Genomic DNA, 24,491 nt, shown 5'->3' with positions numbered 1-24,491 from the left:
CGCATATGGACATCCTGACCTTGTTCTCGCTCAGCCTCCTGGCCGCCGCCTGCGGCGTGGCGGCGCTGACGCTGCCCCTGCTGCGCGACTGGCGCCAGCGCCGCCTGGCGGCCCGCACGATCGATTCCGCGCTGGCGCGCCAGCGCGCGGCAGGCGCGCCGGCTGCGGAACCGGCCGCCGGCAGTACCGTGCCGCCGCAGGCAGCCGCGCGCGCTGGTGGTGCAGCGGCCGGCGTGGCCAATGCGGCGGGCGGAGCGGCCGCGCAGCTCGGCGCGCGCCTCGGCGAGCGCTTCAGCGAACGCTGGCTGGAATCGCCGTGGGGACGCGCCATCGTGTCGCAGGAAGATCAGGTCCTGCTCGAGCAGTGCGGCTGGTACGGCGTGCAGGCCCGCGCCACGTTCGGCGCGCTGCGGCTCGGCTTGCCGCTGCTGCTGGCGGCAGGCGCCATGGCGTGGCACCTGGCCGGCGGCTGGGTCGGCAGTCTCGCCTGGGGCTTTGGCACCTTTGCCATCGCCTATCTGGCACCCAAGTCCTTCCTACGCCGGCGCGCGGCGGCACGGTTGCTGATGGTGGACGACGAGCTGCCCGTGCTGATCGACATGCTGCGCCTGCTGCAGGGCGTGGGCCTGTCCATCGACCAGAGCCTGCAGGTCATCGTGGCGGAGTTCGGCGGCATGCTGCACGTGCTGGGGCCGGAACTGAGCCGTGCCAACCAGCAGTTCGCGTCGGGGCGCTCGCGCGAGCAGACGCTGCTGCGTATCGGGCGCCTGTTCGACAGCGAAGACCTGAAGAGCCTGATCACGCTTCTCACGCAGGTGGACCGGCACGGCGGGGCGGTGCAGGAGCCGCTGCGCCAGTTCGGGCTGCGCATGCAGGAAGCGCGCAAGGCACGCATGAAGGACCAGATCGGCCGGCTGACCGTGAAGATGACCGCGGTGATGGTGGTGAGCCTGTTGCCGGTCCTGCTGATCATCACGGCGGGGCCGGGCTTTCTCGGCGTGATCCGCATGCTGGCACATATGGGGGGTGGAAAATGACGCAAGGATTCGGCCGGGCGTTCGCTGCGGTGGCGCTGGTGCTGCTCGGAGGCTGTGCCGCCAACGATAACGGGGCCGCCATGATCAGCCAGCAGGCGGAGGCGCAGGTCGAGCTGGCAAAACTGCGCGACAAGACCGCGCGCGCCGAATACAGCGACCAGGCGGTCTACCTCGGCCTGATCAGGAAGATGCAGCAGGAGGGGCTTTACTTCGCCTCGCTGGCGCATATCGAGGTCTACCAGCAGCGCTTCGGCAGCGGGCCCGAGATCCTCGCCATGCGCGCCGACGCACTGCGCGAGACCGGCCAGGACGCCGCCGCGGCCGACGCCTACGGGCAACTGGCCGCGACCTCGCAAGGCGCACAGGCCGCCCACGCGCATCACGGACTGGGGCTGCTGGCGGGACGCCGGGACGACTTCCCCCACGCGATCCTGGAGTTGCGGCAGGCCAGCGCGCTCGATCCCGTCAACCCGCAGATCGCCAGCGACCTGGGCTACGCGCTGATGCGCGCGGGTGCATTGCAGGAAGCGCGGGTGCCGGTCATGCAGGCGCTGCAGCTCGATGCCCGCAATCCGCGCGTGATCAGCAATGCCGCGGTCTGGCTGATGGCCGATGGCAAGCGCGCCCAGGCTACCGCCATGATGCAGAAGGCCGCCTTGCCCGAAGCCACCCGCAGCGCGATCCGCAAGGAAGCCGACCGCGTTGCCCGCGCCGCTGTCACGCGCGACCGCGCCGGCGCAAAGCCTGCCGCCCGCACGCCGGCCATGGCAAGCCAGCCCACGGCGATTGCCGCCGTGCAGAAGCCGCTTACCGTTGCCGTGCAGGAAGGAGCCACGCCATGAACCATCGCGCTTTCGATCGAAGACTGGCCGCGCCGCCGCTGGCAATCGCGTGCGGCGTATTGCTGTGCCTGCTCGCGGCATCGCCGGCGGCGCTCGCACAGGATGCCGGCGCGCAGCCCGCACCGCCAGCGTCGGCAAGCCCGCCGCCAGATGTGTCGGCACAGCGGCCAGCGCTGCCTGAGATTGGCGCCAGCACGCGGGCGATTCTCGCCATCCAGCGCGAAGGCACGCAGGCGGGCCCCATGGTGCCGCTGAGCGGCGAACAGGCAGCGCTCGGCTACGAGCGTTACCTGAACAGCTTCCGCTTCGCGCTGCCTGAGTTCTACACCGGGCAGGCCAACGCCTCCACCGTGCGCTCCGGCTCGGCCGGGCAGGCTTTCAACGGGCAATGACGCCAGGCAAGCGGGCGCCCCGGCTGGCACGCGCGCGCCGCGCATCGCGCGGCGCCGTGAGCGTGATGGCGGTGATGCTCATCGTCTCGGTGGCGTTCGTGGCGCTGCTGTCCATCGACGTGGGACACGTGTTCATGCGGCAGCGGCAACTGCAGAACATGGTGGACATGGCAGCGCTGTCGGGCGCGCAGCAACTGAAGCTCGCCGCCGACGCATCCCAGCAGGGCGCCGCCGTGCTCGATACGGTGCGCACCATCGGCAGCCAGAACGGGTATGCGGCCGGCACGGCGCTCGGCTGCGCTTCGGCAGCCAGCGGCGGTGCCGATGCCATGACGGCCTGCCTCGGCGTGTGGGATCCGGCATACAACAGCGCCGGCGATACCGTGCGGCACTTCAACGCCGCCTACGATGCCACGCGGCTCTCGCCCAACGCCGTGCGGGTGCAGGCCACGCAGACCGTGCCGATCCTGTTCATGATTCCCGGCGGGCGCTCGCGCCAGCTGCATGCCGAAGCCATCGCCAGCGGCAGCCCGCCGGTGGCGGCGTTCTCGCTCGGCAGCGGCCTGCTCAGCTTCAGCTCGGCCAACAGCATGCTGAGCTTCCTGCTGCGGAATTCAGTCAGTTTCTCCGCGGTGGACTGGCAGGGGCTGGTCAATGCGAACGTGACGCTGGACCAGCTGCGCCTGAAGCTGGGCGTCGGGACCGTGCAGGATCTTCTGAACGCTTCGCTGACCTTGCAGCAGTTTGACGCGCTGGTGCTGGGCGCCGTGGGCAAGGACGCGTTGCTGAGCACCGCGCTCGGCAGCCCGCCGACCACGCTCGGCGCGAGCGGGGCTTCTGCCGCCATCAGGCTGGCGGACCTGATCGACCTTGGGGTGCTGGCGCCGGCGGCTTCGTCGGCGGCGGAGGTGGGGTTGAATGTGGCGCAGCTGCTGATTGCGGGGGCGCAGATTGCGAACAAGAATTCAGCGCTCACGGTGCCCCTTACCGTGCCGTTGCCTCCGGGCCTTGGTGGGGTGAGTGCCAGTCTGACTGTGATCCAGCCGCCGGTGATGGCAGTGGGGCCGGCCCGCAAGCTGAGCAGCAGCCCGGTAACGTGGCAGACGACGGCGCACTCGGCGCAGGTGGATCTGAAGCTGGCAGTGCAGCTTTCGACCGGACCCGTCAGTTCGTTGCTCGGGGCCGAGTTGAACCTGCCGCTTCATATCACAGCGGCCGATGCGACCGCCGATCTGACTCAGTTGCAATGTGCTGCGGCACCGGCGGACCGGCGCGCGACCCTGCATGTGAACACAAGCCTGGTCACGGCGTGCCTGACTGACGGCTGCAAAGGTGGCGAAGTCACAGTGGGCAAAGCTTCGGCGCTGACTATCCCTCTGCTCGATCTCGTTGCAATCGACAATCCCAGGAATGGCAGTACCGCCGGGAGCGACGTCACCCTCGCTCCCGGCGGACACACTCAGGTTGGTACGGCCAATCCGATCGGCGGCGTGCTGTCGCAAGTGCTCGCGCTGCAGGTTGCAGCAAAGGTGGCAGGTTTGACGGTCCTACCGCCTATTGACCTCGGCCCGGTGCTTGCGCCGGTAGGTACTGCCCTGGATGCCTTCCTGCCCACCTTGCTAGGCAATCTCGGCCTGCAACTCGGCACCGCCGACCTCTGGATGCACAACATCGACTGCAACAATGCCGAACTGGTGTACTGAGCCATGACGCCGAACCGCCTGATGGCAGAAAGACAATGAAGACAGACTGGGCCTACGAAAATCTCGAAGTCTACGTGTGGGAAGGCAAGTACGAGATTGCCGACCGCGTCGCGCGCTTCCTGTCGCCGCTTGGCGTGGAAGTGATCCGCGCCGGCGCGCTGGAAGCGGTGCCGCCCGGGCCGCGCGCCAAGCCGTGCGTGGCGGTGATCAGCGTATCGGTGATCGGTGCGGCGCGCTTCACGGCGCTCGACTGGGAAGCCGCGCACGGCATGCCGGTGATCTGGGTGGCCGCACCGGGGCGCGAGCATGATCCGGGGCGGTTTCCGCCTGAGTATGCGCATATCCTGGCCGACGACTTCACCGGTGCCGACCTGCGCAACCAGATCGGCAAGCTGCTGCCGCAGCTGATCGCGGCCGAAGACCCGGGCGGGCGCGTGGCCGACCTGGTGGCGGGCTCGCAGGCCATGCAGCAGCTGCTGTCGCAGGTGGATACCTTTGCCGACTTCGGCAGCAACGTGCTCCTGTACGGCGAGACCGGCGCCGGCAAGGAACGCATTGCGCGGCTTTTCCATGATCGCAACAGCACCTACGGCAAGGGGCCATTCATAGCGGTGAACTGCGGCGCGATCCCCGACGGGCTGTTCGAGTCGCAGTTCTTCGGCCATGCCAAGGGCGCATTCACCGGCGCGGCATTTGCTCACCGCGGCTACTTCGAGCAGGCCACGGGCGGCACGCTGTTCCTGGACGAAATCGGCGACCTGCCGTTGTTCCAGCAGGTCAAGCTATTGCGCGTGCTGGAAGAGAACGCGCTGACACGGCTCGGCTCGACGATGAGCGTCAAGCTCGATTTCCGCCTGGTGGCCGCCACCAACAAGGACCTGCGCGATGCCGTGCGGCAGGGGAAATTCCGCGCGGACCTTTATTTCCGGCTGGCCGTGATCGAGATGCGCATCCCCAGCCTGGAAGAGCGTGGCGCGGCCGACAAGGTGGCGCTGCTGATCTCGTTCCTGCGGCATATGCTGGGACCGTCCGGGTTCGATGCCTTGCCGCACATGCCGGACTGGCTCAAGGGTGCCGTCGGCACGGCCTACTTCGCGGGCAATGTGCGTGAGTTGCGCAACCTGGCCGAGCGTGTCGGCATCACGGTGCAGCAGACCGGCCACTGGGACGAAGAACGGATCCGGCCGCTGTTCCGTGCGTTGCATCCGGGTGCGTTCGAGAGCAACGACCGCAACGCCGACTGGCGCAGCGATGCCGAAGAGCGCCGCCGCATCCTGGCCGCGCTCGATGCCAATGGCTGGCGGCGGCAGGATACGGCGGCGAGCCTTGGGATCAGCCGGAAGGTGCTGTGGGAGAAGATGAGGAAGTATCAGATTGCGGATAGTGAGGCGGAGCCGGCGTGAGGGTCGCTGGATTTCGGGGATGGGGTCTTGGAGGGGGCGCAGGTCTGCACCTGAGGTCAGGGGCTGCGGCTTGGCGCTGTCGATGGTCGACGGCCTCAGGTTTCGCCCCTGAAGGGGCGACCTACTTTTGGACGGCGCCAAAAAGTAGGCAAAAGGCGCCTTCTTGCCCGCCGGGCGGGAGTCTTATCGTAGTGAGCTACGGTTTTTGTACGGGTATGGGCTTCAGGGCATAGCTACGATGCCTGCCGCGTGGTAACGAGACGGCGCGAGGTATTGACAGGCCGTCCTCCCGACCTCGTGAGAGCGGAGTGGCACGCAGCTTGAGGCCCGTCAGGATAGCAGCCACATCGCGCACCACCGTTGTGGTCCAAAAACTCTTGCCGTAGGCACGCCGCTCGATCACCGAGCCACTCCGCTCTCACGAGGTCGGGAGGACAGCGCCGTTCCCGGCGTTGCCCCTGGCGATCTGCGCGGCAGGCAGTCTAGTTATGCCCTGAAGCGTATACCCGTACAAAAACCCGGGCACACTACGATAAGACTCCCGCCTGGCAGGCAAGAAGGCGCTTTTTGCCTCCTTTTTGGCGCCGTCAAAAAGGAGGTCGCCGGCTACGCCGGCGAAACAGCAGCGCCTCCAAGAACCCAATCCCCCCAATCCGGCGCAGAGCAAAAAGCACCCACAAATCAACCCTCAAGGCAACCGAATCTGCTTCACATCAAAGTGCGATTCGCCAAGCAACTCCTTGTCATACTCGCCAACTAGCTCCACCGTAGTAGCCTCGCTGACCTTCTGCTGAGCCGGCCAGATCGCCCCCTTGATCTTGACCTGCATCTGCCCGGTGCCATCCGAGAACAGATAGCGGTCATGCCCAACGCTGCTGACGATCTTGCCGCGCAACACGGCATGCTGGTCGTCCTTGCCGCTGTCCTGCAGGGCCTTGACGGTTGACACCGGAATTGCCGAAGGCCCCGTGTATTGCGCGAACGCGCCGGCGGAAGCGAGTGTTGCCAGCGCAAAGGCGGTCGCGCTCAGAGTGTGTTTCATCCTGGTTCTCCTTGTCAGATGCACAATGTGGCCCGCAATAACGCAGCGGGAACCGACAGCCGGATCATGCGCGTGCGCCCCTGAACCCACCCTGAATGCGCCGCGCCGAGGCGCTATGATGCGCGCTGGGCACGGCGCCGCCTGCTGACCGCCGTCAATTTCCCGCCATTCATCCAGGACTCCAGATTGCGTTTCCTTCACACCGCCGACTGGCACCTCGGGCGCCTTTTCCACGCCCGCAGCCTGCTGGAAGACCAGGCCCATCTTCTCGATCAGCTCGTGGAACTGGTGCGCACTCAGCGCCCGGACGCCGTGCTGATCGCGGGCGATGTCTATGACCGTGCCGTGCCGCCGCCCGAGGCCGTGGCATTGCTGGACGACGTGCTCGCCCGCATCGTGCTGGATGCCGGCGTGCCGGTGGTGATGATCGCCGGCAATCACGACAGCGCGCAGCGGCTGGAATTCGGCGCGCGCCTGATGACCGCGCAGGGCCTGCATGTGGCGGGGCGCACTTCATCCCAGGCCGCCTGCGTGACGCTGCACGATGCGCACGGCGAGGTCCGCATCTACGCGCTGCCCTACGCCGAACCCGCCATGGTGCGCGACGCGCTCGGCGCCGACCTGCCCAGCCACGAGGCCGCGCTGGCCGCGCAGCTCGACGCCATACGCGCCAGCCACCCGCCCGGCGTGCGCGCAGTGGTGGTGGCGCATGCCTTCGTGATCGGCGGTGCGGCCAGCGAATCCGAGCGGCCGCTGTCGGTCGGCGGCAGCGGTGCCGTGGGCGCAGGCGTGTTTGATGGCTTCGACCTGGTGGCGCTTGGCCATCTGCACCGGCCGCAGACACTGGGCGAGCGCGTGCATTACGCCGGCTCGCTGATGAAGTACTCGCTGTCGGAGAGCGGGCACGGCAAATCGGTGTCCATGATCGAACTGGACGGCACGGGCAACGTTCGCATCGAGCCGATCACGCTCACGCCGCTGCGCGACCTGCGCATGATCGAAGGTGAGCTGGCCACGTTGCTGGCGGCCGGCGCCGCCGATCCGCGCAGCGATGACTACATCCACGCGGTGCTGACCGATACCGGTGCGCTGCTCGACCCGATGGCGAAGCTGCGGCAGGTCTATCCCAACGCGCTGGCGATCGAACGTGCGGTGCTGGCACGCAGCGGCGCCGCGGGCGAGGCCGGACGCAAGCTGCGCGAGCTCGATACGGCAACACTGTTTGCCAGCTTCTTCCGCGAGGTGGCCGACGCCGAGCTGGAGCCCGCGCAGCGCCACGCGCTGGACGCGCTGCTGGCCGGCATCGAGGCCGCCGACAGGGAGTCCGCATGAGACCGCTGTCGCTGACACTGCAGGCCTTCGGTCCGTTCGCCACGACCGAGGAGATCGATTTCACGCGCCTGGGGGACCAGGCATTCTTCCTGATCCATGGCCCCACCGGCGCTGGCAAGACCACGCTGCTCGACGCCATCTGCTTCGCCTTGTACGGCGATACCTCCGGCGGCGAGCGCAGCGCGCAGGCCATGCGAAGCGCCGGCGTGGCGCCCGCGCTGCGCACCGAAGTCACGCTGGAGTTCGGGCTTGGCAGCAAGCGCTACCGCGTCACGCGTTCGCCGGTGCAGGCGCGGCCCAAGCTGCGCGGCGAAGGCACGGTGACCGAGATCGCCAAGGCGCAGCTCGACGTGCTGGAGCCGGACGGCTGGGCGAGCGTGACGGCGCAGCCCGTCAAGGTCAGCGACGCCGTCCGCGACCTGCTGGGCTTCGACAGCGCGCAGTTCCGGCAGGTCATCGTGCTGCCGCAGGGACGCTTCCGTGAGCTGCTGACGGCGAAGTCGGATGCGCGGCAGGACATCCTTGAGCGGCTGTTCCGCACTGAGTTGTACCGGCGCGTGGAAGAACGGCTCAAGCAGCAGGCCGCGGGCGTGCGGCGCGATGCCGAGCGCGTTGGCATCCAGCGCGAGGAGCTGCTGCGCCAGCATGAACTGGAATCGATGCAGGCACTGAGCGATCGCACGGCGGCGCTGCAGGGCGAACTGGAACAGCTGCAGCAGCAGGAGCAGGCCGCGCGCGCGACGCTGGGCGCGGCGCAGGCCGCCTTGCTGCAAGGCGAGCAGATCGCGGCGCGACTGCGGGAATGGCAGGATGCCGAGGCCGCCTACGCGGCGCTGCTGGCGCGCCAGCCTGCGGTGGAGCAACAGCGCATCCGGTTGCAGGCGGCCCAGCGGGCGGCGCAGGTGGTGCCTTCCGAAGCGAACCTGCTGCGCGCGACACAAGAGCACGAGGCTGCCCGCGTGCAACTGGCGGAAAGCACCCAGGGCGCCGCGCGACGCAGCGAGCAGGCCGAAGGCGCCGCCGCAACGCTGAAGGCGGAACAGGCCCGCGCCGAGATGCGGCAGGATTTGCAACGCCAGGTCACCCAGCTGGAATCGCTGCTGCCGCGCGCGCAGCAGCTGGGTGCCTTGCAGCAGGCCTTGCGCAAGGCGGGCGAGCAGGCCGTGCATGCGCGCGCCGCTCGCGAGCAGGCGGCTGCGAACGTTGAGCGCGGGGCAGCCGCGCTGAAGTCGGCGGAGACAGAACTGGAGCAGGTACGACGCGGAGCGGGTGCCCTGCAGGCTTGCGAACTGCTGCTGCGCGCCTCGCAGGAACGTGCCGGCAGGCTTGCGCAGCACCGGCAGCAGCAAAAGGTGCTGGTCGGTTCCCATGCCACGCTGGCGGCCTGCGAGTCGGCACAGCAGAAGGCTTTCGTACAGCGGGATGCGAGCCGCACGGCGCTGATCGAAACCGAGCGTGCGTGGCGGGCCGGGCAGGCCGCGCGTCTGGCCGCGGCGCTGGAGCACGGCGCCGCGTGCCCTGTCTGCGGCAGCACCGGGCATCCCGCGCTCGCGCGACACGTCGATGCACAGGTCTCGGACGAGACGCTTGACGCAGCCCGTGAGTCGGTCAGGCAGGCCGAGGACGCCGCCGTTCATGCCGCCAGCGCGCGGCACGCCGCACAAGCTGTCGTCGCGCACGCGGAGCAGAGGCTGGCGGAGCTGGAGCAGGCTGCCGGGGATACGTCCTCGGATGCGGCGCAGGCGCTTGCGCAACAGATCGCGCAGCAGGAGCAGGCGCTGAAGCAGGCCCAGGCCGCCGACAGCCGCCTCGCCGCGCTCGAAACCGATCTCGCCAGCCGCCGCGATGCTTACGCAGCGTCGGACGCTGTCGCGCGCACCGCCGCCGAAGCCGAGCAGCGCACCGCGCAAGAGCAGGCGCGCCAGCAAGGCGAATGGCAGGCGGCATGTGCACAGGTTCCCGAGGACTCCCGCGATCCGGAGCAGCTCGCACAGCGCATCAGGCAGGCCCGCATGGCGCTCACCGCCATGGAGGCGGCGCTGCAAACCGCGCAGGCTGCCGAGCATCAGGCGGCTGCGGCGCTGGCCGCCGCCAATGCCGCCAGGCAGGCGGCGCAGGACGCGGAACGGCTGGCGCAGGAACGCCTGCAACAGGCCCGAGCGGCGTTCGATGCCGCGTTGCGGGAAGCCGCGTTCGCCGAAGCGGCGGCCTACGCCGCCGCGCGCATGGATGCCGCGGTGCTGGCGCAGACGGACGACACGATCCGTGCCTTCGACCTGGACATGGCCAGGGTGACCGACCGCCGCGTCCGTGCTGCCGCCGCCGCCGAATCGCTGGCGCCGCCAGACCTGCCGGCATTGCGCCAGGCCATGGATGCCGCCGCTGGCGCGGTCGATGCCTGCGTGCGCCAGCAGGCCGGTGTCACGCGCTCGCGCGAAACCCTGCTGCAATGCCAGCGCAGGTTGGATGAGCTGGCGGCGCAAAGCCACGATATCGAAGCCCAGTTCGCCGTGCTGGGCCGGCTCTCCGAAGTGGCCAACGGCAACAACCCGCGCCGCATGACCTTCCAGCGCTTCGTGCTGGCAACGCTGCTCGATGAAGTGCTGGAGGCCGCCACGCTGCGCCTGCTGCGCATGAGCCGCGGACGCTATGCGTTGCAGCGCGTGCGCGAGCAGGGTGACCAGCGTTCGGCCGGCGGCCTGGACCTGGAGGTATTCGACCATGACACCGGCGCCGCGCGGCCGGCCAACACGCTGTCCGGCGGAGAGGGCTTTCTTGCGTCGCTGTCGCTGGCGCTCGGGCTGGCCGACGTGGTGCAGTCACGCGCCGGCGGCATCCAGCTCGATACGCTCTTTGTCGACGAAGGATTCGGCACGCTGGATCCGGAAAGCCTGGACTTCGCGATCCGCACGCTGCTGGACCTGCAGCAGGCCGGACGGCTGGTAGGGATCATCTCGCACGTCACCGAGTTGCGCGAGCGGATCGATGTGCGGCTGGAAGTGAAGCCAGGTGTCAATGGCAGCCGCGCCGTATTGCAGCTGCCGTGATCTCGCGCTGCCGGCGCCCCGCGCAGTCTTGCCGCAGGGCGCCCGGCTCGCTCAGGCCATAAACGCCTGGCGGCAGCGGATCTCCATGATCTGCGCCTCGAAGGCGCGGGCGGCCAGTTCGGCCAGTCGTGCGCGGCGCGTTGTGCGCACCGGCGTGCAGGCAGACGGCTGGATGCCGCGGCCCAGTCCCCAAGATCGGCGGGTGACATGCAGAATGCGCGCAAGGGCCACCGCATGTTCGGGAAGCGGCTTGTGATTCGTTGCGCTGGTCATTTCGGACTCCTCTTCTTCTGTTTGCTTGCCCATCCAGTTCTGCCGGGTGGTCCGGGCGGCTGCTGTTCGCTGGGGGCTGTGACTGAAAGATAGGTCCCGCCGCCAGCGCCTAATATCGAGTGGCAACCGATTGTGCTGTCGGCCTCGTCCTACAGCATTGTGGCGTGGAAATGTGGCGCCCCGACCATGTTGCCGGTAATCGCACAACCCCTCGCCGCCCGACTTCCCGTTGGCTTGACCGGTATATTTCGCGGGTGTAACCTCAGTTCATTCTGCGAATTCAAGTTCTATAAGCGAACAACAGAAAAACAACAAGAAAGCACGCAGACTGTTGGACCCGCCGGCGCCGCGCGCAGTACGCGTACCTCGTCGATGGATGCCCTTCCGACAGGATCTCCGGAGACAGCCTTTCTCGTGCCGCGGCTTGCGGCCAGTCCCCGGTGGCCTGGCGGATCTTCCGAACTGGAACGCAAGTGATCAACAAGCTATACGACACGGTGGAAGCGGCGGTTGCCGGCATCCACGACGGCGCCACCATCCTCATCGGCGGCTTTGGCATGGCAGGCATGCCGGCAGAGCTGATCGACGCCCTGATCGCACAAGGCGCGCGCGATCTGACTATCGTGAACAACAACGCCGGCAATGGCGAGACCGGCCTGGCCGCGCTGCTCAAGGCCAGGCGCGTGCGCAAGATCATCTGCTCGTTCCCGCGCCAGACAGATTCCTACGTATTCGATGCCCTGTACCACGCCGGCGAGATCGAGCTGGAACTGGTGCCCCAGGGCAACCTGGCCGAGCGAATCCGCGCGGCCGGCGCCGGCATCGGCGGCTTCTTCACCCGTACCGCCTACGGCACGCCGCTGGCCGAGGGCAAGGAAACGCGCATCATCGACGGCCAGGGCTATGTCCTCGAGGCGCCCATCCACGCCGACTTCGCGCTGATCAAGGCCGATACCGCCGACCGCTGGGGCAACCTCACCTACCGCAAGACCGCGCGCAACTTCGGCCCGATCATGGCCATGGCCGCCAAATGCGCCATCGTGCAGGTCAGCCATGTGGTGGAGCTGGGCGAGATGGATCCCGAACACATCGTGACGCCTGGCCTGTTCGTCAAGCGCGTCGTGAAAATCTGAGCGAGCAAGGAGAACCAAGATGCAACGCCTGACCCGCGATCAGATGGCCGCCCGCGTGGCCAAAGACATTCCCGACGGTGCCGTGGTCAACCTCGGCATCGGCCTGCCCACACTGGTCGGCAACCACCTGCCCGCCGACCGTGAAATCCTGCTGCACAGCGAGAACGGCCTGCTCGGCATGGGCCCGGCGCCCGCACCGGGCGAGGAAGACGGCGACCTGATCAACGCCGGCAAGCAGCCGGTGACGATCAAGCCGGGCGGCTCGTATTTCCATCACGCCGATTCGTTCGCCATGATGCGCGGCGGCCACCTCGACTTCTGCGTGCTGGGCGCGTTCCAGGTTTCGGAGAAGGGCGACCTGGCCAACTGGCACACGGGTGCGCCCGGCGCCATCCCCGCCGTGGGCGGTGCGATGGACCTGGCCATCGGCGCCAAGGAAGTGTTCGTGATGATGGAGCACCAGACCAAGCAGGGCGAGAGCAAGATCGTGCCACAGTGCACGTATCCGCTCACCGGCATCGCCTGCGTGACCCGCATCTATACGGATCTTGCTACGATCGACGTGACCGCCGACGGCCTGGTCGCACGCGACCTGGTCGAAGGGCTGAGCTTCGAAGAGCTGCAGCGCATCACCGGCGTTCCCCTGAAGCAGGCCGCCTGAGCGCCCGCGCCAACACACCAACACGAGAGAGACACACCATGACCGAAGCCTTTATCTGCGACGCCATCCGCACCCCCATCGGCCGTTACGGCGGCAGCCTGTCCGCGGTGCGCCCTGACGATCTCGGCGCGGTGCCGCTGAAGGCGCTGATGGCACGCAATCCGAATCTGGACTGGTCGGCCATCGATGACGTGATCTACGGCAATGCCAACCAGGCCGGCGAAGACAACCGCAACGTGGCGCGCATGTCGCTGCTGCTGGCAGGCTTGCCGCAAAGCGTGCCGGGCGCCACCATCAACCGCCTGTGCGGCTCGGGCATGGACGCCACCGGCACCGCCGCGCGCGCCATCAAGGCGGGCGAAGCGCAGCTGATGATTGCCGGCGGCGTGGAAAGCATGAGCCGCGCGCCGTTCGTGATGGGCAAGTCCACCAGCGCCTTCTCGCGCGACGCGCAGATCTTCGACACCACCATCGGCTGGCGATTTATCAACCCGGCCATGCGCGCGGCCTACGGCGTGGACTCGATGCCCGAGACCGCCGAGAATGTCGCCACCGACTACAAGATCAGCCGCGAAGACCAGGACCTGATGGCGCTGCGCAGCCAGGAGAAGGCTTCGCGCGCACAAGCCGACGGCACGCTCGCACAGGAAATCACCGCCGTGACGATCGCCCAGAAAAAGGGCGACCCGATCATCGTCGAGCGCGACGAGCATCCGCGCGCCACCAGCATGGAAGCGCTGGCCAAGCTGCGCGGCGTGGTCCGTCCTGACGGCACCGTGACCGCCGGCAACGCCTCGGGCGTGAACGATGGCGCCTGCGCGCTGCTGCTGGCAAGCGAAGCCGGCATCAAGCAACACGGCCTGACTCCGCGTGCCCGCATCGTCGGCATGGCAACCGCCGGCGTGGCGCCGCGCGTGATGGGCATCGGCCCGGCACCGGCCACGCAGAAGCTGCTCAAGCAACTCGGCATGACCATGGACCAGATCGACGTGATCGAGCTGAACGAAGCGTTTGCCGCGCAAGGCCTGGCTGTGCTGCGTGAACTGGGCGTGGCCGACGACGACAAGCGCGTCAACCCGAACGGCGGCGCGATCGCGCTGGGCCACCCGCTCGGCATGAGCGGCGCGCGCCTGGTCACCACCGCGATGTACCAGCTGCACCGCACCGGCGGCCGCTTCGCGCTGTGCACGATGTGCATCGGCGTGGGCCAGGGTATTGCGATGGTGATCGAGCGCGTCTGAGCGTAGTCGTTGCATTGCTGAGTGCATTGCGCCCTCTCCCGCTTGCGGGAGAGGGCGCAAGGCCGCGGTAGTTTTGAAAGTGAGTCAGAGATGTCCCTTCCCGTAGCCACCCTCGTCACCGGCGCCAGTTCCGGCATTGGCCGCGCCATCTGCGAAATGCTGCTGGCCGATGGAGTGACCCAGGTGGTCAATATCGACTATGCCGAGCCGGCCTGGTCGCATCCCAACATGACGTTCTTCCAGGCCGACCTGACCGACGCCGAGGCGACCCGCGCCGTGGCGGCGCAGGTGACCTCGCGCTTTGCGGTGACGCGCCTGGTGAACAATGCCGGCGCCACGCGCCCCGGCACCGCCGATACGGCAACCGTTGCCGACCTGGACTACGTGACTGGCCTGCACCTGCAGGCCACGCTGCTGCTGACGCAGGCGTGCCTGCCCGCGATGCGCGCGGCGGGCTTCGGCCGCATCGTCAACATGGCCTCGCGCGCCGCGCTGGGCAAGGCCGAGCGCGTGGTGTACTCGGCCACCAAGGCCGGCCTGATCGGCATGACCCGCACGCTCGCCATGGAGCTGGGCGGCGAGGGCGTGACCGTCAACGCCGTGGCCCCGGGCCCCATCGCCACCGAGCTGTTCCGCAAGAGCAACCCGGAAGGTGCCGAGCAGACCAAACGTATCCTCGCCAGCATCACGGTCAAGCGCATGGGCACGCCGGAAGACGTCGCGCGCGCCGCGCTGTTCTTCCTTTCTCCCGAGAATGGCTTCGTCACCGGGCAGGTGCTGTACGTCTGCGGTGGCACCACCCTGGGCGTAGCCCCGATCTGATCCGCGCGCCGGGGGCAGCTTCAGGCATTCACAAGAAGAGACGTTAATAAAGCGTCATGACACGTGCCGCGCCAACCGCGGCACCACATCAGGATGCAGCGCGAGCGCGCAGCATCCGTTCGGGACGGCAATCACGCCAATCAGCAAGAGCCCGCGCGCCTCACTGCGCGAAGGGCCACAAGGACAACCGGAGTAAACCGATGAGACTCGATTCCCAGACTTCCACCACCCGGCGTCGCCTGCTGGCAGCAGGCGTTGCGCTGGCCACCACCATTGCCGGCTTTGCCGGCGCGGCCCACGCGCAAGGCGGTTACCCGACCAAGCCGATCACCATGATCGTGCCGTTCTCGGCCGGTGGCACCACCGACATCCTGGCTCGCATCGTCGGCCTGCAACTCGGCAAGGCACTCGGCCAGCCGGTCGTAATCGACAACCGTCCGGGCGCGGGCGGTAACATCGGCGCATCGCTGGCGGCCAAGGCTCCGGGCGACGGCTACACGCTTTTCATGGGCACGATCGGCACGCATGCGATCAACCAGTCGCTGTACTCCAAGCTGCCGTATGACCCGGTCAAGGATTTCGCGCCGATCACGCGCGTGGCGATGGTGCCGAACCTGGTGGTGGTGAACCCCAAGGTGCCGGTCAACAACGTCAAGGAACTGATCGCCTACGTCAAGGCCAATCCGGACAAGCTGTCGTACGGATCGTCGGGCAGCGGCTCGTCCATGCACCTGTCGGGCGAGCTGTTCAACTCGATGACCGGCCTGCATATCCAGCACGTCCCCTACAAGGGCAGCGCGCCGGCGGTGAACGACCTGCTGGGCAACCAGATCGGCCTGATGTTCGACAACATGCCGTCGTCGTACCCGCACGTGAAGGCCGGCAAGCTGCGCGCGATCGCCGTGACCTCGGCCAAGCGCTCGCCGGCGCTGCCGAACGTGCCGACCGTGGCCGAATCGGGCGTGCCCGGCTATGAAGCCACCTCGTGGTTCGCGCTGTACGCCACCGCCGGCACCCCGCAACCGATCGTCGACCGCCTGAACGCAGAAGTGGTGAAGATCCTCGCCATGCCGGAAGTGAAGAAGCAGATGGCCGACCAGGGCGCCGAGCCCAACCCCGAAAAGCCGGCCCAGCTGGCAGCGTTCATGAAGTCGGAAACGGCGAAGTGGGCAAAGGTGGTGAAGGCATCGGGCGCGACGGTGGATTGAGCGTCGCTGCTCCGTGATAGCAAAGCCGGCCGTTGGGCCGGCTTTTTGTTTGCGCGCGCCGCTGGACAAGGCCAAGCGCTACGCGTCATAGTCTGAGCCTGTTCGCCTTCCTTGCCGCCGCCATCCTTCTCATGATTCCACCCGTCAGCACCCTCCACGGCCGCCTGAAAATGCAGCACCTGCGCTTGCTGCTGGCGATCGAGGAGCGCGGCTCGCTGCGCCAGGCCGCCGAGGCGCTGACGCTGACGCAGCCTGCTGTCAGCAAGATGCTGCAGGATATGGAAGACCTGCTTGGCGTGCCGCTGTTCGAGCGCCACGCAAGGGGGCTGCGGGCCACGCGCTTCGGCCTGGCGGCCACGCGGTATGCGCGGCTGGTATTTGCCGATATGGATGGCCTGCGCGATGAGCTGGTGGCGCTGGAATCCGGCAAGATCGGCCGCGTGCGGGTGGGTGCCGTGATGGCGCCCGCGCCCGGGCTGCTGGCCGATGTGATTCGCAGTCTCAACCGCGACCATCCGCGGCTGGAAGTGGCGGTGCAGGTGGAGACCAGCGACCTGCTGGTGCCGCTGCTCGAGCGCGACCAGCTCGATATCGTGCTCGGCCGTGTGCCGGACGGATGGGACAGCAGCGGCCTCGATTTCGAGCAGCTCGGCGATGAAGGCCTTGCCATCGTGGTGGGACCGCAGCATCCGCTGGTCCGGCGCCGCAAGCCGTCGTTCGAGGAGCTCACCCGGTATCCGTGGATCATGCAGCCGCGCCCCAGTCCGATGCGCGCGCTGATCGACCGCTCGTTCGAGGATGCCGGCGTGCCGCCGCCGCCTTCCACCATCGAAACCGCCGCGATCCTGATGACCACTTCGCTGCTGGCGGAAAGCGAGCTGATTGCCGTGCTGCCGGAATCGGTGGCCGCCTTCTACGGGCGCCTCGGCGCGCTTGCCGTGCTGCCGCTGCCTCTGCCGCGCAAGCTGGGCCCGTATGGCATCGTGACGCGGCGGGGGCGCCCGCCGACGGCATCGATGAGCCTGCTGATCGATGCGTTGCGGGCCTTCTCCAGGTAGGGCATCAATCCGGGCCGCGCTGCAGGCGCCCGTCCTCGCGCCACGCCGGCCGTTGCGCGCTGTCCGGCCGCAGGGCTTGCGGCAGCAGTTCTGGCGGCATGTCCTGGTAGCAGACCGGACGCAGGAAGCGCGCAATGGCCAGGCTGCCGACCGAGGTGGAACGGCTGTCCGAGGTGGCCGGCCAGGGTCCGCCGTGCACCATGGCATGACCGACTTCCACGCCGGTGCCGAAGCCGTTCACGAGAATGCGCCCGGCCAGGCGTTCCAGCACGGGCAGGAACGGCCGTGCCGCGGCATGGTCGGCAGCGTCGATGTGGATGGCGGCGGTCAGCTGGCCTTCCAGCGATGCCACCACGCGCAGCATTTCCGGCAGGTCGCGGCAGCGCACGACGAGCGATGATGCGCCGAACACCTCTGTGCGCAGTGCTTCGTCCACCAGGAACGCCTCTGCATCCGTGGTGAACAGTGCAGCCTGGCCCTGATATGCCGAGCCGGACTGCCCGCGCGCCAGCGTCCGCACGCGCGGATGGTGCGCGAGCGCGTCTACACCCGCCCAGTAGGCCCGCTGAATGCCGGGCGTCAGCATCGTTGCTGCCGCTGTCCCGGCAATGCGTGCCGATGCGGCCTGCAGGAAGCGGTCGAGGTCGTCACCGTCGACCGCCAGTATCAGGCCGGGATTGGTGCAGAACTGTCCGGCCCCGAGCGTGAGCGCGCTGGCAAACGCCTCGCCGATGGCCTCCGCGCGCTTGGCCAGCGCATGCGGAAACAGCAGCACCGGGTTGATGCTGCTCATCTCGGCAAAGACCGGGATGGGCTCAGGGCGCGCAGCGGCGAGCGCCATCAAGGCCATGCCGCCGGCACGCGAACCCGTGAATCCCACCGCCTTGATGCGTGGATCGGTGACCAGGCGCTGTCCGATCTCCAGCCCGGAATCGAACAGCAGCGAGAACGTGCCCTCTGGCAGGTCCATCTGTTCCACAGCCTGCTGGATGGCGCGGCCGACCAGCTCCGACGTGCCGGGGTGGGCCGGATGGGCCTTGACGATGACCGGGCAGCCCGCGGCCAGCGCCGATGCCGTATCGCCGCCAGCCACCGAAAAGGCCAGCGGGAAATTGCTGGCGCCGAAGACCGCCACCGGACCCAGTGCGATATTGCGCATGCGCAGGTCGACGCGCGGCAGCGGCTTGCGCTCAGGCTGGGCCGGGTCGACACGCAGATCCAGGAAATCACCTTGCCGCACCACCTCGGCAAACAGGCGCAGCTGCCCAACCGCGCGAGCCCGTTCGCCTTCTATGCGTGCGCGTGGCAGGCCGCTCTCGGCGGTGCAGCGGTCCACCAGCGCATCGCCCAGCGCCACGATGTTGGCGGCGATGGCCTCCAGGAACGCTGCGCGCCGCTCCGGTGCGGTGTCGCGGAATGTATCGAACGCTTGCCAGGCCAGCGCACAGGCTTGTTCAAGCTGCTGCGGCGTGGCACCGCCGAAAGCAGGCTCTAGGCTGGCGCCAGAGGCCGCGTCGATGGCGTGAATCACACCGTTGCCGCCGCGCACCGACTGGCGACCGATCAGGAGTTCGCCCGCAATATTCATGCTTTGTCCTTTGAGTTGAAAAACAGGGCCGCTCAGCGTCCCCAGCGCAGCACCAGGGGATCGAGGCGCCGCGCGATCTGCAGCAGCCCGGCGCGCGTGGCGGGATGCATGGCTTGCAGCGGATGGCGAATGGCGTCCGACGCAATCACGCCGCCTTCCTTCATCAGCACCTTGCTGGTGGCAAGCCAGCCCTGGCGGTTCTCGTAATTGATCAGCGGCAGCCACTGCTGGTAGTGCTGCGCCGCCAGTTCGGTATCCCCGTCCTGCCAGGCATCGACGATCTTGCGGATGCCGTCGGGAAAGCCGGCACCGGTCATGGCGCCCGTTGCTCCGGCGTCGAGGTCGGCCATCAGCGTGATGGCCTCTTCGCCGTCCCACGGGCCGACGATGGCATCGCCGCCCAGCTCGATCAGCTCGCGCAGCTTTGCCGCCGTCTGCGGGACCTCGATCTTGAAATAGGAAACGTTGGCGATCTCTCTCGCCATGCGCGCCAGGAACGGCGCCGACAGCATCGTGCCGCTGACCGGCGCGTCCTGGATCATGATCGGGATGTCGATGGCACCGGACACGGTGGCGAAGAAATCGTAGATACCGCGCTCCGGCACGCGGATGGTCGCGCCGTGATAGGGCGGCATCACCATCACCATGGCGGCGCCGGCGTCCTGCGCCGCGCGGCTGCGTTCGGCGCAGATTCGCGAGCTGAAGTGCGTGGTGGTGACGATCACCGGCACCCGGCCGTCCACATGCTCCAGCACCGTCTTCATCAGCACGTTGCGCTCGTCGTCGGTCAGCACGAACTGTTCGGAGAAGTTGGCCAGGATGCAGATGCCGTTGGAGCCGGCGTCGATCATGAAATCGATGCAGCGGCACTGGCCGTCGAGATCCAGGCCGCCGTGCTCGTCGAAGATGGTCGGGGCGACCGGGAATACGCCGCGATAGGCGGGGCTGGATTGCTGCTGGGTCATGGTCATCTCCTTCCTGTTATTGGCCGGGGCCAATATACGAGAGGGCACCGCGGGCTGTATATTGAAAGCTTTCCATCTGGTGATCGCTTTTGCGACTCACAGCGGAAGCCACCGGACACCATGAAAGCCACCCTCGACGTACTGATGTCCCGGCTGCGCATGAAGCAGCTGCAATTGCTGATCGCGCTGGACGATCATCCGTCGCTGCACCAGGCGGCGTCGGCCATGGCCATGACCCAGTCGGCGGCAAGCAAGGCCTTGCAGGAACTGGAGGGGATGCTGGAAGCGCCCTTGTTCGAGCGCTCGAAACGCGGCATGCGGCCGAACCCCTTCGGCCACTGCGTGATCCGCTATGCGCGGCTGCTGGCGGCAGACCTCGCCGCGCTGTGCCAGGACATGGCCGAGATCCGCTCCGGCAGCGGCGGGCGTCTGGCCATCGGCGTCATCATGGGGGCGGTGCCGGACGTGCTGGTGCCGGCGCTTGAGCGCATGCAGGCGGAGCAAGCGAATCTCGCCATCGAAATCGTCGAGGACACCAGCCTGCGCATGCTCGGCATGCTCGATGACGGGCACCTGGACCTCGTGATCGGGCGCGCGCTGGTCAGCGACGAGCCGGCGAAGTACCACTACGAGGCCATTGGCGACGAGCTGATCTCCGTGGTGGTGGGCTACGGGCACGCCGCGCCGCGCGCGCGCGAACTGAGCCTGCGCGACCTGGCGGGCTACCGCTGGATCACCTATGCCGGCCACATGCCGATGCATGCGTTGCTGGAGCGGGAGCTGGATCTGGCCGGCATGCGCATTCCGGCCAATGCGATGTCGACTTCGTCCGCCTTCGTCACCGTGGCCATGCTGCAGCGCAATGCCCGGCTGGTCTCGCTGCTGCCCACCAGTGTGGCGGAACTGTTCTCCCGGCAGAAGATGCTGCGCATCCTGCCCGTGCGCCTGCAGTCGCGGCAGCAGACCTTCGGCATAGTCACGCGACGCGGCGGCACGCTCTCTGCTGCGGCACGGCAAATGATCGGTCTGCTCCAGGCTTCTGCCGGAAACGGCGCGGAGCCCGCAGGCCGAGGTATTCCTCCAGGTGATCGCCAGTTCAAAAAACCTCAATAGTAGCGAATCGCTGATGCTCCTATAGTTGCGCCATCCGCGCCGCAGAGCCGGACCATGACAGTGACGGAGACGAACATGAAGAGATGGATGGCAGGCGCGCTTGCCGGCATGGCGACGGTGGTCGTCGGAATGACTTCAGGGGTCTATGCGCAGGACACCCGGCCCGTGCGGCTGATGGTCGGGGCCGCACCCGGCGGCGGCACCGATGTCATGGCTCGCATCGTCTCCGACAAGCTGGCCGCATTGCTGAAGCAGCCGGTTGTGGTGGATAACCGCCCCGGCGCCTCCAATACGATCGCTGCCGATATCACCGCCAAGGCCGCCCCGGATGGCAACACGCTGCTGATGGGCGTGGTGACTTCGCAGGCCATCGCGCCGCACCTGCTCAAGCTGCAGTTCGATCCGCTCAAGGACCTGGCGCCGGTTGCGCTGGTGTCGTCGGTGCCCAACGTGCTGGTGGTCAACAACCAGGTGCCGGCGCGCGACGTGAAATCGCTGGTGGCGCAGATCCAGGCCAGTCCCGAGAAATTCCGTTACAGCTCCTCGGGTGTCGGCAGCACCCAGCACCTGGCCGGCGCGGCCTTTGCGCGCCAGATCCACGGCAAGCTGCTGCACGTGCCCTACAAGAGCAGCAGCAGCGCGCTGGTCGACCTGATGGGCGGCCAGGTGGACATGAGCTTCGAGACGATGCCATCCGTTATCAACCATATCAAGGCCGGCAAGCTGCGTGCGCTGGCGGTGACCGCGGAGAGCCGTTCGGCGCTGCTTCCCAATGTACCCACCCTGGCGGAAGCCGGCGTGCCCGGCATCCAGATGAATGCCTGGTATGGCGTCTACGCGCCGGCCGGTACGCCGCCCGCTACGCTGCAGAAGCTGGGCACCGCGCTTGCCGCTGTCATTAAAGATCCCGACACCGTGCGCCGTCTCGCCGATGTGGGCGCCGTGCCGGGGACGCTCAACGCCGCGCAGTTCGACGCCTTCTCCCGCGCCGAGTACGCGCGCTATGGCAAGCTGATTGCCGAGCTTGGCGTCAGGCTCGACTGAGCCGGCTTTTTTCTGAGAATTCCATGACTTCACGTCCAAGAATCGCCATGGTGCTGGGCGACCCCGCCGGCATCGGCCCCGAACTGATCGCCAGGCTGCTGGCCGACCCTGCCGCCAGCGCGCAGGCCGACATCCTGCTGATTGCCGACCGCGACGAGTGGCGCCACGGCATGCAGGTGGCAGGCGTCGACCTCGCGCTGAGCGAGACGAGCGTTCCCGCCTTTGCAGATGGTGGTGCGCCGCGTCTCTTCCACTGGCAGCTGGCCGACAAGCCGGCCTATGCGCGCGGCGTGGCCAGTGCCGAAGGCGGATGCTACAGCCTGGGCACGCTGGCGCTGGCACTGGAGCTGGCACAGCGGGGCGAGGCCGACGCCATCCTGTTCGGCCCGCTGAACAAGAGCTCGCTGCACGCGGCCGGCATGGCGCACAACGACGAACTGCACTGGTTTGCGGAGCGGCTGGGCTATCACGGCGACTTCTGCGAGTTCAACGTCCTGGACGGGCTCTGGACCTCGCGCGTGACCTCGCACGTGGCGCTCAAGGATGTCCCGGCCATGATCACGCGGGACAGCGTGGGCGCTGCCATCGACCTGATCGACAAAGCCCTGCGCGGCGCCGGCATGGTCCGGCCGCGCATCGCCGTGTGCGGCCTGAACCCGCACAACGGCGACAACGGCGCATTCGGCCGCGAAGAGATCGACGTCATCGCGCCCGCGGTGGCCGATGCCAGGGAGCGTGGCGTGGCGGCAGACGGGCCATTCCCTGCCGATACCATCTTCCTCAAGGTGCAGGGCGGTCCGGCCGAACGCCAGTTCGACGCGATCGTCACCATGTATCACGACCAGGGGCAGATCGGCATCAAGCTGATGGGCTTCTCGCGCGGCGTCACCGTGCAGGGCGGGCTGCCGGTGCCGATCACCACGCCGGCGCACGGCACTGCCTTCGATATCACGCAGCAAGGCCGCGCAGACCCCGGCGCCACCCGTCAGGCATTCCAGATCGCATGCCGGATGGGAGCGCAAAGGCGCACCGCCGCACCCGGCTAGTCCTGGCCGCGCCCCGCATGCTTCCGCCCGGGCGCGGCATCCGAGACACACAAGAGCATGACCGCCCCAGGCGCGGCCGGGGTGCGCTCGCGCGCGATTTTCCGACAAGCATCAATCAGCAAACGCCTCTCTGGCTGCGAAAGGAGCTGCAACATGAAGATCACCAACGTCCGTGCCCGCGTCTTCGAATGGAAGGGCAAGACCGTGCCGCCGCAGGCGCACTTCTGCACCAACGCCACCGATATCCTGTTCGATCGCGGCGATGCCATGGGCTCCTTCCGCTTTCATGGCTGGCTGGTGGTCGAGGTGGAAACCGATACCGGCCTGGTCGGCATCGGCAATTGCGCGCTGGCGCCGCGCGTGGCCAAGCAGATCGTGGACCAGTACCTCGCGCCGATCGTTATCGGCCAGGACCCCTTCGACAACGAATACCTGTGGCAGAAGATGTACCGCCGCACGCATGCCTGGGGCCGCAAGGGCATCGGCATGGCAGCGATCTCCGCTGTGGACATTGCGCTGTGGGATCTTATGGGCAAGGCCGTCGGCAAGCCGGTGTTCAAGCTGCTGGGCGGGCGGACCAAGGAAAAGATCTGGTGCTACGCCTCCAAGCTCTATAACAACGATGACCGCGACGCTTTCCTGGCCGAAGCACAGGGCTATCTCGACCAGGGCTTCACCGCCATGAAGATGCGCTTCGGCTATGGCCCGAAGGATGGTCCCGCGGGGATGCAGAAGAACATCGAGCAGGTACGCCTGCTGCGCGAACTGGTGGGCGATGGCGTGGACATCATGCTCGAGTGCTACATGGGCTGGACGCTCGAATACGCGCGCCGCATGCTGCCGCGCCTGGCGGAATTCAATCCGCGCTGGCTGGAAGAGCCGGTGATCGCGGACGATATCGAGGGCTATGCCGAACTCAAGAAGATCAGCCCATTCCCGATCTCCGGCGGCGAGCACGAGTTCACCTCGCATGGCTTCAAGGACTTGCTGGAGCGCCGCGCGGTGGATGTGATCCAGTACGACACCAACCGTGTCGGCGGCATCACCGCTGCGCAGAAGATCAATGCGATGGCGGAGGCCTGGTCGGTGCCGGTGATCCCGCACGCTGGGCAGATGCACAACTACCACCTCACCATGGCATCGACTGCGTCGCCGATGTCCGAGTACTTTCCTGTGCATGACGTCGAAGTGGGCAACGAGCTGTTCTACTACATCTTCAAGGGGGATCCGGCGCCGGATAACGGCTACCTGCAGCTTGACGACAACCTGCCGGGGTTGGGGTTGGCGTTGAATGAGGAGTATTTTGGGGAGTTTGATATTTTTGAATAATGGGGGGTGGCTTGCGCCTGAGGTTGGTGGCCTTGCCCTCCAAGCCTGCGCGTCGTCGAAGCTGGTGAGAGCCCAAAGAATTCTTCGCTGGATTGCGGTTCGGGGTTCTTGGATGCGCTGCTGTTTCGCCGGCGTAGCCGGCGACTCCCTTTTTGACTGCGCCAAAAAGGAAGCAAAAAGCGCCTTCTTGCCCGCCGGGCGGGAGTCTTATC

General features: G+C 67.4%; 21 protein-coding genes. 17 read left to right on the top strand and 4 right to left on the bottom strand.

The window, feature by feature from the left end; all coding sequences use genetic code 11:
• Positions 1-5: 5 nt before the first annotated feature.
• Genes RM96_RS19150 through RM96_RS19130 form a run of 5 tightly spaced genes read left to right on the top strand, consistent with a single transcriptional unit; the run spans position 6 to position 5,377 of the window.
• The gene (locus RM96_RS19150; RefSeq protein ID WP_039012913.1) at positions 6-1,037 is read left to right on the top strand and encodes a type II secretion system F family protein; all 1,032 of its coding nucleotides are present in this window, start codon (positions 6-8) and stop codon (positions 1,035-1,037) included.
• Positions 1,034-1,879: a pilus assembly protein TadD gene (locus RM96_RS19145; protein ID WP_039012912.1), complete on the top strand. Its 846-nt coding sequence runs from the start codon at positions 1,034-1,036 to the stop codon at positions 1,877-1,879. The genes RM96_RS19150 and RM96_RS19145 overlap by 4 nt, the downstream gene beginning before the upstream one ends.
• A complete protein-coding gene (locus RM96_RS19140; RefSeq protein WP_052279592.1) occupies positions 1,876-2,271 on the top strand; it encodes a DUF3613 domain-containing protein in 396 nt (131 codons plus the stop codon). Before RM96_RS19145 ends, RM96_RS19140 begins: the two co-directional genes overlap by 4 nt.
• Positions 2,268-3,974: a TadG family pilus assembly protein gene (locus tag RM96_RS19135; RefSeq protein ID WP_039012911.1), complete on the top strand. Its 1,707-nt coding sequence runs from the start codon at positions 2,268-2,270 to the stop codon at positions 3,972-3,974. Before RM96_RS19140 ends, RM96_RS19135 begins: the two co-directional genes overlap by 4 nt.
• A gap of 35 nt (positions 3,975-4,009) precedes the next feature.
• The gene (locus RM96_RS19130; protein WP_039012910.1) at positions 4,010-5,377 is read left to right on the top strand and encodes a sigma-54-dependent Fis family transcriptional regulator; all 1,368 of its coding nucleotides are present in this window, start codon (positions 4,010-4,012) and stop codon (positions 5,375-5,377) included.
• A 688-nt stretch (positions 5,378-6,065) separates the two neighbouring features.
• Here the strand turns inward: RM96_RS19130 and RM96_RS19125 are convergent.
• The gene (locus tag RM96_RS19125; RefSeq protein WP_039012909.1) at positions 6,066-6,419 is read right to left on the bottom strand and encodes a YgiW/YdeI family stress tolerance OB fold protein; all 354 of its coding nucleotides are present in this window, start codon (positions 6,417-6,419) and stop codon (positions 6,066-6,068) included.
• A gap of 186 nt (positions 6,420-6,605) precedes the next feature.
• Here RM96_RS19125 and RM96_RS19120 point away from each other — a divergent pair, with 186 nt between their 5' ends.
• Both RM96_RS19120 and RM96_RS19115 read left to right on the top strand, forming a co-directional pair.
• On the top strand, positions 6,606-7,751 hold the full coding sequence (locus tag RM96_RS19120) for an exonuclease SbcCD subunit D (RefSeq protein ID WP_039012908.1): 1,146 nt from the start codon (positions 6,606-6,608) through the stop codon (positions 7,749-7,751).
• Positions 7,748-10,798 carry an AAA family ATPase gene (locus RM96_RS19115; protein ID WP_039012907.1) on the top strand — a complete coding sequence of 1,017 codons (3,051 nt, stop codon included), beginning with the start codon at positions 7,748-7,750 and terminating at the stop codon, positions 10,796-10,798. Before RM96_RS19120 ends, RM96_RS19115 begins: the two co-directional genes overlap by 4 nt.
• A 51-nt stretch (positions 10,799-10,849) precedes the next feature.
• Here the strand turns inward: RM96_RS19115 and RM96_RS19110 are convergent, their stop codons facing one another.
• Complete coding sequence (locus tag RM96_RS19110; RefSeq protein WP_052279591.1) at positions 10,850-11,071, bottom strand: hypothetical protein; 222 nt, start codon at positions 11,069-11,071, stop codon at positions 10,850-10,852.
• 473 nt (positions 11,072-11,544) lie between these two features.
• Here RM96_RS19110 and RM96_RS19105 point away from each other — a divergent pair, with 473 nt between their 5' ends.
• The 6 genes from RM96_RS19105 to RM96_RS19080 all read left to right on the top strand — a co-directional run bounded on the left by RM96_RS19105 (position 11,545) and on the right by RM96_RS19080 (position 17,194).
• Positions 11,545-12,204, top strand: coding sequence for a 3-oxoacid CoA-transferase subunit A (locus RM96_RS19105; RefSeq protein WP_039012906.1), 660 nt, complete (start codon positions 11,545-11,547; stop codon positions 12,202-12,204).
• Positions 12,205-12,223: 19 nt separating this feature from the next.
• The gene (locus tag RM96_RS19100) at positions 12,224-12,865 is read left to right on the top strand and encodes a 3-oxoacid CoA-transferase subunit B (protein ID WP_039012905.1); all 642 of its coding nucleotides are present in this window, start codon (positions 12,224-12,226) and stop codon (positions 12,863-12,865) included.
• A gap of 38 nt (positions 12,866-12,903) precedes the next feature.
• Positions 12,904-14,106 (top strand): 3-oxoadipyl-CoA thiolase, encoded by a 1,203-nt coding sequence (gene pcaF / locus RM96_RS19095; RefSeq protein ID WP_039012904.1) that lies wholly within the window; start codon positions 12,904-12,906, stop codon positions 14,104-14,106.
• A gap of 90 nt (positions 14,107-14,196) precedes the next feature.
• Entirely contained in the window at positions 14,197-14,928 is a 732-nt protein-coding gene (locus tag RM96_RS19090) for an SDR family NAD(P)-dependent oxidoreductase (protein ID WP_039012903.1), read from the top strand.
• A gap of 200 nt (positions 14,929-15,128) precedes the next feature.
• The gene (locus RM96_RS19085; protein WP_039012902.1) at positions 15,129-16,136 is read left to right on the top strand and encodes a Bug family tripartite tricarboxylate transporter substrate binding protein; all 1,008 of its coding nucleotides are present in this window, start codon (positions 15,129-15,131) and stop codon (positions 16,134-16,136) included.
• Positions 16,137-16,267: 131 nt separating this feature from the next.
• On the top strand, positions 16,268-17,194 hold the full coding sequence (locus tag RM96_RS19080) for a LysR family transcriptional regulator (protein ID WP_039012901.1): 927 nt from the start codon (positions 16,268-16,270) through the stop codon (positions 17,192-17,194).
• 4 nt (positions 17,195-17,198) lie between these two features.
• Here RM96_RS19080 and RM96_RS19075 read toward each other — a convergent pair whose 3' ends face one another.
• Both RM96_RS19075 and RM96_RS19070 read right to left on the bottom strand, forming a co-directional pair.
• On the bottom strand, positions 17,199-18,782 hold the full coding sequence (locus RM96_RS19075; protein ID WP_039012900.1) for an aldehyde dehydrogenase (NADP(+)): 1,584 nt from the start codon (positions 18,780-18,782) through the stop codon (positions 17,199-17,201).
• A 32-nt stretch (positions 18,783-18,814) separates the two neighbouring features.
• Entirely contained in the window at positions 18,815-19,747 is a 933-nt protein-coding gene (locus tag RM96_RS19070; RefSeq protein WP_039012899.1) for a dihydrodipicolinate synthase family protein, read from the bottom strand.
• Positions 19,748-19,867: 120 nt separating this feature from the next.
• Here RM96_RS19070 and RM96_RS19065 point away from each other — a divergent pair, with 120 nt between their 5' ends.
• The 4 genes from RM96_RS19065 (at position 19,868) to RM96_RS19050 (ending at position 24,279) form a co-directional block, all read left to right on the top strand.
• Positions 19,868-20,860: a LysR family transcriptional regulator gene (locus RM96_RS19065; protein WP_152624152.1), complete on the top strand. Its 993-nt coding sequence runs from the start codon at positions 19,868-19,870 to the stop codon at positions 20,858-20,860.
• A 75-nt stretch (positions 20,861-20,935) separates the two neighbouring features.
• Entirely contained in the window at positions 20,936-21,904 is a 969-nt protein-coding gene (locus RM96_RS19060) for a Bug family tripartite tricarboxylate transporter substrate binding protein (RefSeq protein ID WP_039012898.1), read from the top strand.
• 23 nt (positions 21,905-21,927) lie between these two features.
• Positions 21,928-22,950 (top strand): 4-hydroxythreonine-4-phosphate dehydrogenase PdxA, encoded by a 1,023-nt coding sequence (locus RM96_RS19055; RefSeq protein ID WP_039012897.1) that lies wholly within the window; start codon positions 21,928-21,930, stop codon positions 22,948-22,950.
• Between the two features lie 153 nt (positions 22,951-23,103).
• Complete coding sequence (locus RM96_RS19050; protein WP_039012896.1) at positions 23,104-24,279, top strand: L-rhamnonate dehydratase; 1,176 nt, start codon at positions 23,104-23,106, stop codon at positions 24,277-24,279.
• Positions 24,280-24,491: the final 212 nt, after the last annotated feature.

It is taken from the genome of Cupriavidus sp. IDO (genome assembly GCF_000812465.1).
Taxonomy (GTDB): Bacteria; Pseudomonadota; Gammaproteobacteria; order Burkholderiales; family Burkholderiaceae; genus Cupriavidus.
This window is presented reverse-complemented; position numbering and strand designations above follow the sequence as displayed.

What these genes read in the sequence shown, in the direction of transcription:
- RM96_RS19150 (WP_039012913.1), top strand. Translation starts at nt 6, where the DNA reads ATGGACATCCTGACCTTGTTCTCGCTCAGCCTCCTGGCCGCCGCCTGC.
- RM96_RS19145 (WP_039012912.1), top strand. Translation starts at nt 1,034, where the DNA reads ATGACGCAAGGATTCGGCCGGGCGTTCGCTGCGGTGGCGCTGGTGCTG.
- RM96_RS19140 (WP_052279592.1), top strand. Translation starts at nt 1,876, where the DNA reads ATGAACCATCGCGCTTTCGATCGAAGACTGGCCGCGCCGCCGCTGGCA.
- RM96_RS19135 (WP_039012911.1), top strand. Translation starts at nt 2,268, where the DNA reads ATGACGCCAGGCAAGCGGGCGCCCCGGCTGGCACGCGCGCGCCGCGCA.
- RM96_RS19130 (WP_039012910.1), top strand. Translation starts at nt 4,010, where the DNA reads ATGAAGACAGACTGGGCCTACGAAAATCTCGAAGTCTACGTGTGGGAA.
- RM96_RS19125 (WP_039012909.1), bottom strand. Translation starts at nt 6,419, where the DNA reads ATGAAACACACTCTGAGCGCGACCGCCTTTGCGCTGGCAACACTCGCT.
- RM96_RS19115 (WP_039012907.1), top strand. Translation starts at nt 7,748, where the DNA reads ATGAGACCGCTGTCGCTGACACTGCAGGCCTTCGGTCCGTTCGCCACG.
- RM96_RS19110 (WP_052279591.1), bottom strand. Translation starts at nt 11,071, where the DNA reads ATGACCAGCGCAACGAATCACAAGCCGCTTCCCGAACATGCGGTGGCC.
- RM96_RS19100 (WP_039012905.1), top strand. Translation starts at nt 12,224, where the DNA reads ATGCAACGCCTGACCCGCGATCAGATGGCCGCCCGCGTGGCCAAAGAC.
- pcaF (WP_039012904.1), top strand. Translation starts at nt 12,904, where the DNA reads ATGACCGAAGCCTTTATCTGCGACGCCATCCGCACCCCCATCGGCCGT.
- RM96_RS19090 (WP_039012903.1), top strand. Translation starts at nt 14,197, where the DNA reads ATGTCCCTTCCCGTAGCCACCCTCGTCACCGGCGCCAGTTCCGGCATT.
- RM96_RS19085 (WP_039012902.1), top strand. Translation starts at nt 15,129, where the DNA reads ATGAGACTCGATTCCCAGACTTCCACCACCCGGCGTCGCCTGCTGGCA.
- RM96_RS19080 (WP_039012901.1), top strand. Translation starts at nt 16,268, where the DNA reads ATGATTCCACCCGTCAGCACCCTCCACGGCCGCCTGAAAATGCAGCAC.
- RM96_RS19075 (WP_039012900.1), bottom strand. Translation starts at nt 18,782, where the DNA reads ATGAATATTGCGGGCGAACTCCTGATCGGTCGCCAGTCGGTGCGCGGC.
- RM96_RS19070 (WP_039012899.1), bottom strand. Translation starts at nt 19,747, where the DNA reads ATGACCCAGCAGCAATCCAGCCCCGCCTATCGCGGCGTATTCCCGGTC.
- RM96_RS19065 (WP_152624152.1), top strand. Translation starts at nt 19,868, where the DNA reads ATGAAAGCCACCCTCGACGTACTGATGTCCCGGCTGCGCATGAAGCAG.
- RM96_RS19060 (WP_039012898.1), top strand. Translation starts at nt 20,936, where the DNA reads ATGAAGAGATGGATGGCAGGCGCGCTTGCCGGCATGGCGACGGTGGTC.
- RM96_RS19055 (WP_039012897.1), top strand. Translation starts at nt 21,928, where the DNA reads ATGACTTCACGTCCAAGAATCGCCATGGTGCTGGGCGACCCCGCCGGC.
- RM96_RS19050 (WP_039012896.1), top strand. Translation starts at nt 23,104, where the DNA reads ATGAAGATCACCAACGTCCGTGCCCGCGTCTTCGAATGGAAGGGCAAG.